The sequence below is a fragment of the Aromatoleum toluclasticum ATCC 700605 genome (genome assembly GCF_000378245.1).
GTDB classification, from domain to species: domain Bacteria; phylum Pseudomonadota; class Gammaproteobacteria; order Burkholderiales; family Rhodocyclaceae; genus Aromatoleum; species Aromatoleum toluclasticum.
In genome coordinates this window covers 81239-89637 of sequence record NZ_KB899495.1, presented here as the reverse complement: position 1 = coordinate 89637, position 8399 = coordinate 81239, and the positions used below count along the sequence as shown (strand labels likewise).

At 67.4% G+C, this 8399-nt stretch carries 8 protein-coding genes; 1 reads left to right on the top strand and 7 read right to left on the bottom strand.

Features of this window, described 5'->3' with window-relative positions; genetic code table 11:
- The 7 genes from F464_RS0109845 to F464_RS0109815 all read right to left on the bottom strand — a co-directional run.
- Window positions 1–521, bottom strand: a 521-nt coding sequence (locus tag F464_RS0109845; protein WP_018989634.1) for an aminopeptidase P family N-terminal domain-containing protein, incomplete at its 3' end; no start/stop codon positions are given.
- 27 nt (window positions 522–548) lie between these two features.
- On the bottom strand, window positions 549–1541 hold the full coding sequence (locus F464_RS0109840) for a cyclodeaminase (protein ID WP_018989633.1): 993 nt from the start codon (window positions 1539–1541) through the stop codon (window positions 549–551).
- A gap of 140 nt (window positions 1542–1681) precedes the next feature.
- A complete protein-coding gene (gene ehuR / locus F464_RS0109835) occupies window positions 1682–3079 on the bottom strand; it encodes a MocR-like ectoine utilization transcription factor EhuR (protein WP_018989632.1) in 1398 nt (465 codons plus the stop codon).
- A 78-nt stretch (window positions 3080–3157) separates the two neighbouring features.
- On the bottom strand, window positions 3158–4144 hold the full coding sequence (gene eutB, locus F464_RS0109830; RefSeq protein ID WP_018989631.1) for a hydroxyectoine utilization dehydratase EutB: 987 nt from the start codon (window positions 4142–4144) through the stop codon (window positions 3158–3160).
- Window positions 4141–4908 carry a maleate cis-trans isomerase family protein gene (locus F464_RS28165; protein ID WP_018989630.1) on the bottom strand — a complete coding sequence of 256 codons (768 nt, stop codon included), beginning with the start codon at window positions 4906–4908 and terminating at the stop codon, window positions 4141–4143. Before F464_RS28165 ends, eutB begins: the two co-directional genes overlap by 4 nt.
- Before the next feature lie 13 nt (window positions 4909–4921).
- Window positions 4922–6202, bottom strand: coding sequence for a TRAP transporter large permease (locus F464_RS0109820; protein WP_018989629.1), 1281 nt, complete (start codon window positions 6200–6202; stop codon window positions 4922–4924).
- A 13-nt stretch (window positions 6203–6215) separates the two neighbouring features.
- Window positions 6216–6836 carry a TRAP transporter small permease gene (locus F464_RS0109815; RefSeq protein WP_198292252.1) on the bottom strand — a complete coding sequence of 207 codons (621 nt, stop codon included), beginning with the start codon at window positions 6834–6836 and terminating at the stop codon, window positions 6216–6218.
- Between the two features lie 300 nt (window positions 6837–7136).
- On the opposite strand from F464_RS0109815, the gene dctP reads away from it, so the two are divergent.
- On the top strand, window positions 7137–8174 hold the full coding sequence (dctP, locus tag F464_RS0109810) for a TRAP transporter substrate-binding protein DctP (protein WP_018989627.1): 1038 nt from the start codon (window positions 7137–7139) through the stop codon (window positions 8172–8174).
- The last annotated feature ends 225 nt before the right edge of the window (window positions 8175–8399 follow it).

Sequence of the window (8399 nt, the reverse complement as noted above, 5' to 3'; positions counted from 1 at the left end):
GCGATCCGCATGTACTCGATCTCGCGCGGCGACTTGATGGCGCGCTGCCAGTTCACGAGCGAGTTGGCATCGACGAAGCGGGCCTGCGGCAGGTGCTTGACGAGCGACGCGTGGGCGGCGGCGGAGAAGTAGTAGTTGTCCATCTCGACGCCGATGCGCTTGTCGCTCCAACCGCGCGCAGCGATGAGCTCGGTGGCGAGGTAGTCCATCGGATGGCGCTCGGTCGACTGCACGTAGTGGTCGGGATAGCCGAGGATGTTGTCGTCGCCGATGTAGGCGGTGCGGCGCGCGCCGTTGGCATCCTGGCCACGGCCGAACCACACTGGCTCGCCCTCGGGGCCGACGATCACGCACTGGTGCACGTAGAAGGACCAGCCGTCGTAGCCGGTGAGCCAGGCCATGTTGGTCGGGTCGCTGACGATCAGCACGTCGATGCCGCGCGCGTCCATCGCGGCGCGGGTCTTGGCGAGGCGCGCGGCGTACTCGGCGCGCTCGAAGGGCAGGGCAATGTTGTGGGGCATGGGGTGTCTCCGCTCCTCGTTGCGGGATCAGGATTCGAATGGGGTGCCGTGGCCGCCGGCGCGGGCGCGCGCGAAGGCAAAGGTCGCGATCGCGGTGTCCTGGGCGCCGGTGCCGGTCAGATCGCAAATCGTCACGTCGTCGCGGCCCGTGCGGCCGGACGCCTGGCCGGCGATGACTTGGCCGAGCTCGGGGAAGCTCGCGTCGGTGGCCACAATGCCGGCTGCGATCGCGTGATGCAGCTCGCCGAGCACTCGCACCTGAGCGAGGCGGTCGCACACGTAGCGTGTCGCGGCGGCGATTACGGCGGGCGCGATCTCGTTCTTGTGCTCGGCATCCGAGCCCATCGCGGTGATGTGCAGGCCCGGCTGCAGGTGGCGAGGCTCGACCAGCGGCGAGCGGCTGGGCGTGGTCGTGATCGCGACGTCTGCGCCGTCGATCGCAGTGTCGATGCTCCGGCACGCGCTTATGCGCAGTCCGAGCGCGGCCGTCATCTCGTCGGCGAAGCGTTGCGCCTCGTCGATGCGCGGCGCCCACACGGTGGCCGACTCGATGTCGCGTACCAGCGTCAGCGCCTTCAGCTGCAGGCGCGCCTGCTCGCCCGCGCCGATCACCGCCGCGCGACGCGCATCCTCGCGCGCGAGCCAGCGCGCCGCGACCGCGCCGGCGGCGGCCGTGCGCACCGCGGTGAGATAGCCGTTGTCGAGCAGCAGCGCCTCGGGCACGCCGGTGCGCGCCGACAGCAGTACCATCAGGCCATTGAGGCTAGGCAGGCCCAGCCTGGGGTTGTCGAAGAAGCCCGGGCTCACCTTGATCGCGAAACTGTCCAGCCCCGGCAGGTAGGCCGTCTTCACGTCGACCTCACCGTTGTGCTCCTCGATGTCGAGCCGCAGGATCGGCGGCATGACGACCTTCTCGGTCGCGAGCAGGCGGAACGCGTGCTCGACGCAGTCGATCGCGGCCGCGTCGAGCGCGACGCACGCCCGCAGATCGGATTCGCTCAGCAGAATGACTTTGGACATGCAGCCCCCTTGGGTCCGGACGCCCCGCGCCGACGCGGCGGGGATTGAGGTCCAGTGTAGGGGGCGGGAATTGTCGGTCCGCTTGTCCTAGTGCAATGGCGACATTTCGGGGGTGCTGCGCCGAAATGTCGTGCCGGGCATCACAGGTAGTCGTGCACCTGCGGATACTGGCGGAAGACGCTGGCGATCGTGCCGAGCGCGCCGTTGATGCGCACGTCGCTGCCCTCGGCGCCGAGGCACAGCCGGATCGCATTGGGGCGAGGGGCGCCCAGCACCAGGAACGGGTCCGGCGAGGTGACGGCGACGAGCCGGTGGCGCAACTGCTGCACCAGGCTGTCGAGCTGCCAGTGCCCGGGGATGCCGACCCAGGTCGACAGCGAGCAGGGATGGTTCGAAATCGCGAATTCGCCGAGATGTTCTTCGACCATCTTGTGGCGCAGCACGAGGCATTCGCGCTGCACTTCGACGAGGTGTTCGGCGGTGCCGTCGGCAATCCAGCGTGTCGCGACCTCGGCGAGCAGCGGCGTGGCCATCCAGCTATTGACGCGCAGGATGCTCTCGACGCGCAGCGCGAGCCGCCGCGGCATCGCGAGGTAGCCCGTGCGCAGGCCCGTCATCACCGACTTCGTGAAGCTCGTGAGGTAGAAGCCCAGCTCCGGCAGGTGGCTCGTGATCGGCGCGGGGCGCTGCGTGAGCAGCGGGCCGAAGACGTCGTCCTCGATCACATACACCCCGTAGCGCTCGGCGATGCGCGCGATCGCGCGGCGGCGCGAGTCCGGCATCAGGCTGCTGGTCGGATTGTTGAGGTTGGGCGTGCATACCAGCGCGGTGATGCGCTCGTTGGCGCACATGTCCTCGAAGTGGTCGGGCTGGATGCCGTACTCGTCCGAATCGAGGCCCTTCAGCGTGAAGCCCAGCACCTGCGCCGAGCCGATCACGCCATGGTCGGTGAGGCTGTCGGTGAGCACCGTGTCGCCCGGGCTCACCAGCGAGGCGAGCGCGAGAAATTGCGCATGCGAGGCGCCGTTGGTGATCAGCAGCGTCTCGATCGAGCTCTTCATGCCGAGGCCTGCGAGCCATTCGACGGCCGCGGCGCGGTGATGCTCGAAGCCTGCAATCGGCCGGCACGCGCGCATCCACGGCTGGTCGGGTTGGGCCGCGAGCGCCGCGCAGGTCTCACGCCAGACCGCGTCGTGCTCCTCCGTGTACACGATGCTCGCGATCGAGAAATCGACGAGCGAGCGCTCGGCGCGATCGAGCATGTAGCTGGCGACCTTCTCGGTCACGCGCTTCGCGACGAAGCTGCCGCGTCCGACCTCGCAGCGGATCACGCCGTGCTGCTCGAGCTCCTTGTAGGCGTTGGTGACGGTCTGCACGCTGATGCCGAGCTTTTGGCTGACCTCGCGCTGCGGCGGTAGGCGGGTGCCCTCCGCGAGCGAACCGTTCTCGATGTCGGCGGCGATCGCCTGCACGAGGATCTTGTACTTCGACTCCCCGCCGCGCACTGCGTCCAGTGCCTCTCGCCAATGTTCCATCATGGGGTACTCCTGACTCGGTCCCGCGCCCGATGGCCGGTCGGGGCGGGCGGTTGCGGGCTCGCTGGATTCACGTGGCGCTCACGTGCCTCCCGCGTTGCATTCTTCGCAGACCAGGCGCCGGTGCAGCGCCGTGTCGATGTTCGCGCCGCTCACGAGCACCGCGGTCGTGCCGGGATTGGCGACGCGCCCGGCGAGCAGGGCGGCGATGCCGACCGCGCCCGCACCCTCGACGATGACCTGCTCCTCGCGGTACGCGTGGCGGATCGCATCCGCGATCTCCTCCTCGCTCACGAGCACGGTGTCGTCGACCAGCGTCTGCGCCATGCGGAAGGTGTAGCGGTTATCGAGCCCGATGCCGCCGCCGAGCGAATCGGCGAGCGTCTCCAACTCCTCGACCTGCACGGGACGGCCGGCTTGGATGCTCGCGTGCATGGCGCAGCCGCGCTCCATCGTCACGCCGACGACGCGGATGTCGCGCGAGGCGCTCTTCATCGCCAGTGCGACCCCGGCCAGCAGCCCCCCGCCGGAGAGCGGCACGAGCACGGTGTCGACCGACGGCAGATCGTCGAGGATCTCCAGTCCGGCGGTGCCCTGGCCGGCGATCACGTCGGGGTGATCGAAGGGCGGCAGCAGCGTGAGCCCTTCGTCGCGCACCAGGCGCGCGACCTCCAGCTCGGCCTCGTCCTGGCTCGCGCCGCTGATATGCACCTCGGCGCCGAGGGCGCGGATCGCCTCGACCTTGTTCGTCGGCACCAGCCGCGACATGCAGATCACCGCGCGCACGCCCAGCCGGTTCGCCGCATGGGCCAGCGCGCGGCCGTGGTTGCCGGTTGAGACGCCGATCACGCCGCGCGCGCGCGCCGCGTCGTCGAGCGCGAGCAGCGCGTTGGTCGCGCCACGCAGCTTGAAGCTGCCGGTGGTCTGGCGGCATTCGAGCTTCAGATGCACCGGCGCGCCGACGCGCCGCGAAAGACTCGGCGACGCGGCGAGCGGGGTGTGCAGCACATGGCCGCGGATGCGCTGACGGGCGCGGTAGAGATCGATCAGTCGGATGTCCTGGTTCATTGCGGTGTGCGTTCAGAGAGGGTATCGAACAGGCGGCCCGGGGCGCCGGGTGCGGTGAGGCCGACGAGGTCCAGCGCGTGCCACACGATCGCCTGGTTGCTGGTGACCACCGGGCGCCCGAGCGCCGCCTCCAGCGCCTCGACCGCGAGGCTCGCGCGCAGCGCCGTGCACGAGACGAACAGCGCGTCGGCCTCGGGCGCCATCGCGCGCAGGCCCGCCTCGACGATCGTCGCGGGCGCGAGCGCCGTCATCGCGTAGTCGTCGTCCATGTCGAGACCGGACACGTTCACCACCTCCAGCCCGCGGCTCGCGTAGTAGTCGCCGAGCGCGCGGTTCACGTCCGCACGGTAGGGGGTGAGGATGGACACGCGGCGCGCACCCAGCCGCGCCAAGGCCGCGAGGCTCGCGGTCACCGGCGTCGTCTGGTGGCGCGAGGGCTTCGCGTGGCGGATCAGTGCGAGTGTCTCGGCTTCGCCCAGCGCGATCGTGCCCGAGGTGCAGCCATACACGACGACGTCGAGCTCCAGCCCCGGCAGCAGGTCGCGCCCGGCGCGCGGCAGGTCGTCGGCGACCGCGCGCAGCGTCTCGAGGCTCATCGGGTTCGCGTGGCGGATGCGGTTGCAGTACAGCCCGACGTCGGCCGGCAGCATGCGCCGCAGGTCCGCCTCGCTGTTGAGGTCGGTCGCGAGGCCCAGCAGGCCCACGCGCGCCCGCTCGGGGGCGGCCGGTACGTCGCCGCGACGGGGAAGGATGTCGATGCGCAAGGTATTCTCCCGTTCAGCGGTAGGCGAGCTTCGGCAGCGTCAGCGCGATGTCCGGCACCAGCACCAGCAGCACCGACACGAACAGCAGGATCACGATGAAGGGCGGAGTGCCGCGGATCACCTCCGCGTAGGGTTTGCGCCAGATCGCGCAGGCCGTGAAGATGTCGCAGCCGAACGGCGGGGTGCAAGCGCCAATCGCCATCTGCAGCGTGATGATCGTGCCGACGAGGATCGGGTCGATGCCTGCGGCGTTCACCAGCGGCATGAAGATCGGCGTCATCACCAGCGTCACGACCACCGAGTCGACGAACATGCAGCCGATGAAGAAGGCCACCGAGATCGCGAACAGGATCGTGTAGGGACCTGCGTCGGCGAGGCCCAGCGCGGCGATCAGCTGCTGCGGGATCTGCGCGAACGAGATGATCCACGAGAAGGCCGCGCCGGCCCCGACGAGGATGAACACGATGCCGGTGATGAGCCCGGTCGAGTAGGCGATGGCGGGGAAATCCGACAGCTTTACCGCGCGGTAGACGACGACCTCGAGGATGAACGCATACAGCACTGCGATCGCGGCGACCTCGGTCGGGCTGAAGTAGCCGCCATACAGGCCCCCGACGATCAGCACCGGGAACATCATCGCCAGCGACGCCTTGCGCATTGCAACAAAGCGCTCGCGCCAGCCGGTGCGCGGCAGCAGCGGGATGTCGTGGCGCCACGAATGCCATACCGAGTACAGGCTGAAGAGCAGCAGGATCACCAGGCCCGGGCCGATGCCGGCGAGGAAGAGTTCCGCGATCGAGGCCTTGCCGACGATGCCGAACACGATCATGCCGATACTGGGCGGGATCAGGAAGGCGATGTCGGCGGCGTTGATCAGCAGCGCCATCGTGAACTTGTCGTCATAACCCGCCTGCAGCATGCGCGGGCGCAGCGGCCCGCCGACGGCGACGACGGTCGCCTGGGTCGAGCCCGAGATCGCGCCGAACAGCGTGCAGGCGACCGAGGCCGTCACCGCGAGCCCGCCGCGCAGGTGGCCGAAGAAGGTCATCGCGAGGTCCAGCAGACGGTTCGCGGTGCGCCCTCGGGTGACGATGTCGGCTGCGAGGATGAACATCGGCACCGTGATCAGCGCCACAGGGCTGATGCCGCTGACCATCTGCTGCACGATGATGTCGGGCTTGAGGTTGGGGAAATAGACGAAAAAGCCGACGAAGGTCGCCACGAGCATCGGGACCATCATAGGGAAGCCGCTCAGCATCAGGCCGAGCATGATGAGGAGAATCGTCAGTGCCATGATATGCAGCTCCTCAGATGGTAGGCATGTCGACTTCGTCGTGCTCGGTCACGTGCGGCGCGAGATGCACGCTGCCGGGGGTGATCGCGTTGACGACGCAGGTGAGGGCGAACTGCAGGCTCGCAATGACGAGGCCCAGCGGGATCCACAGCAGCGTTATCCACATGGGCAGCTGCAACGCGGGCGTGACGCGCCCGAGGCCGTGCATGCGCAGGATGTAATGGGTCGCGTACCACGCGAGCAGCGCGAGCACCACGGCGGTGACGGCCTGGATCACCGCGAGCATGCGGCGCCGTCCCTCGAGCGGCAGCAGGTCCGTGAAGGCCGACATGCGGATGTGCCGCCCCTGGCGGGCCGCAGCGCTGGTGCCGACGAAAGTCACCAGCATGATGAGGAACTGGTTGAGCTCCTCGGAGAAGAACAGGCTGCTCGAGAACAGCACGCGCGCCGCGACGTTGCCAAGGGTGTTGACCGCCATCACGATGATGCCCCACGAGAGGAGCTGCTTCTCTAGCACCCCCAGGCCGCGATCGATGCGCCTGACGACTTGCAGGGCCAGGCCCCGCGTGAACGATGGGTCCATTCCTACCTCCTCCACCTGCAGGGGCAGTCCCTGCGCAGGCGTTGTGTGCATGCTTGTCTCCTCCGGCAATTGACGGCCTGGTGCGCGATTCGCCGCGTCATAATGTTTTTGTGTTCGTTTTCGCAGCGGAGCCAGTCTAGTGTCGAGGGGCGCAAGCTCGTAATGCCCTAGAACAATCGGGCTGCGGCGCCACGATTGTGCGTGTGCGCCGTCAGGGTTCTGCGTTTCGTTGTCTCCTTCAAGTGTTCTAGTGCAATCGCGGAGCGAATTCATCGGCGTAGTCTCGATTCCGCATCACGGCGCAGCCGCCGCGCCGGGGCACACTACACTGACAAGATGGAGGAGGAGACGATGGCCATTGCAAGAACCCTGAAGCACCTGGTTGCCGGCGCGGTGATTGGCCTGGCAGCGCTCGGAGTCGCGCACGCCGAGGAATGGAAGTTCGCGGTCGAGGAAGGCCCCGGCGACGTACAGACCCTCTACGCCGAGCAGTTCAAGAAGCTCGTGGAACAGCGCAGCCAGGGCAAGGTGAAGGTCACGATCTACACCTACGGCCAGCTCGGCAACGAGAACGACCTGACCGAGCTCACCGCCTCGGGCGCGATCCAGTTCTCGAACGCTTCGCCCGGACACCTCGGCACCTTCGTGCCTGAGGTGCAGATCCTGAGCCTGCCCTTCCTGCTGCCCGAGTCGGTCACAGCGAAGGGCGAGATCCTGTCGAACAGCAAGGCGCTGTACGGTTCGCTCGCGAAGGACTTTACCGCGAAGGGACTCAAGCTGTTCACGATCTATCCGGAAGGCGAGATGATCTGGACGACCAAGAAGACCGTGCGCAAGCCTGCCGATCTCGGAGACGTCAAATTCCGCGTGATGACTTCGCCGATCCTCATCGAGCAGTTCAAGCTCTACGGCGCCAATCCGGTCGCGCTGCCGTGGGGTGAAGTCTATGGCGGGCTGCAGATGAACGTGATCCAGGCCCAGGTGAACCCCGCCTTCTTCATCGAGAGCGCAAAATTCCACGAGGTCACCGATCACCTGATCTATGTCGGCGACGTTGAATACACGACCACGGTCGTCGCCAACGCCGACTTCTACGAGAGCCTGCCGGCCGAACGGAAGAAGATGCTCGACGAAGTGCGAAGCGAGCTCCAGCAATACATCGTCAAGACCGAGCGCGAGAAGAACGCCGCCGCGGTCGACAAGATGCTCAAGGACAACCCCAAGCTCAAGGTCGTCAAGCTCACCGACGCGGAGCGCGAAGTCTTCCGCAAGCGCGCCGAGCCGCTTGGTCAGAAGCTTGTCGCGATGGTCGGTGGCCGCGCCGGGGAGATCCTCAAGCAGCTCAAGGCGGAAATCCAGACTGCGAACACGCAGGTCGGCGCGAAGTAAGCACCTCGATCTCGAGTTCGACTAGTCGCGGACGAACCATTCCGGTTCGTCCGCCCTTATTTCAGGGAACGGGGCGAAGTTACGGAGCGCCTGTATATCCGATCGCATCGGAGGGCTCGCTCATATCCTGGGTTGCCGTCAATTGGACGCAGCGCACTTGTTCCTAACCGGTGACGCGGCGTTCCCGCGGGTGACGGGCGTGACGCGGCGGTCTTGAGGCTTCGG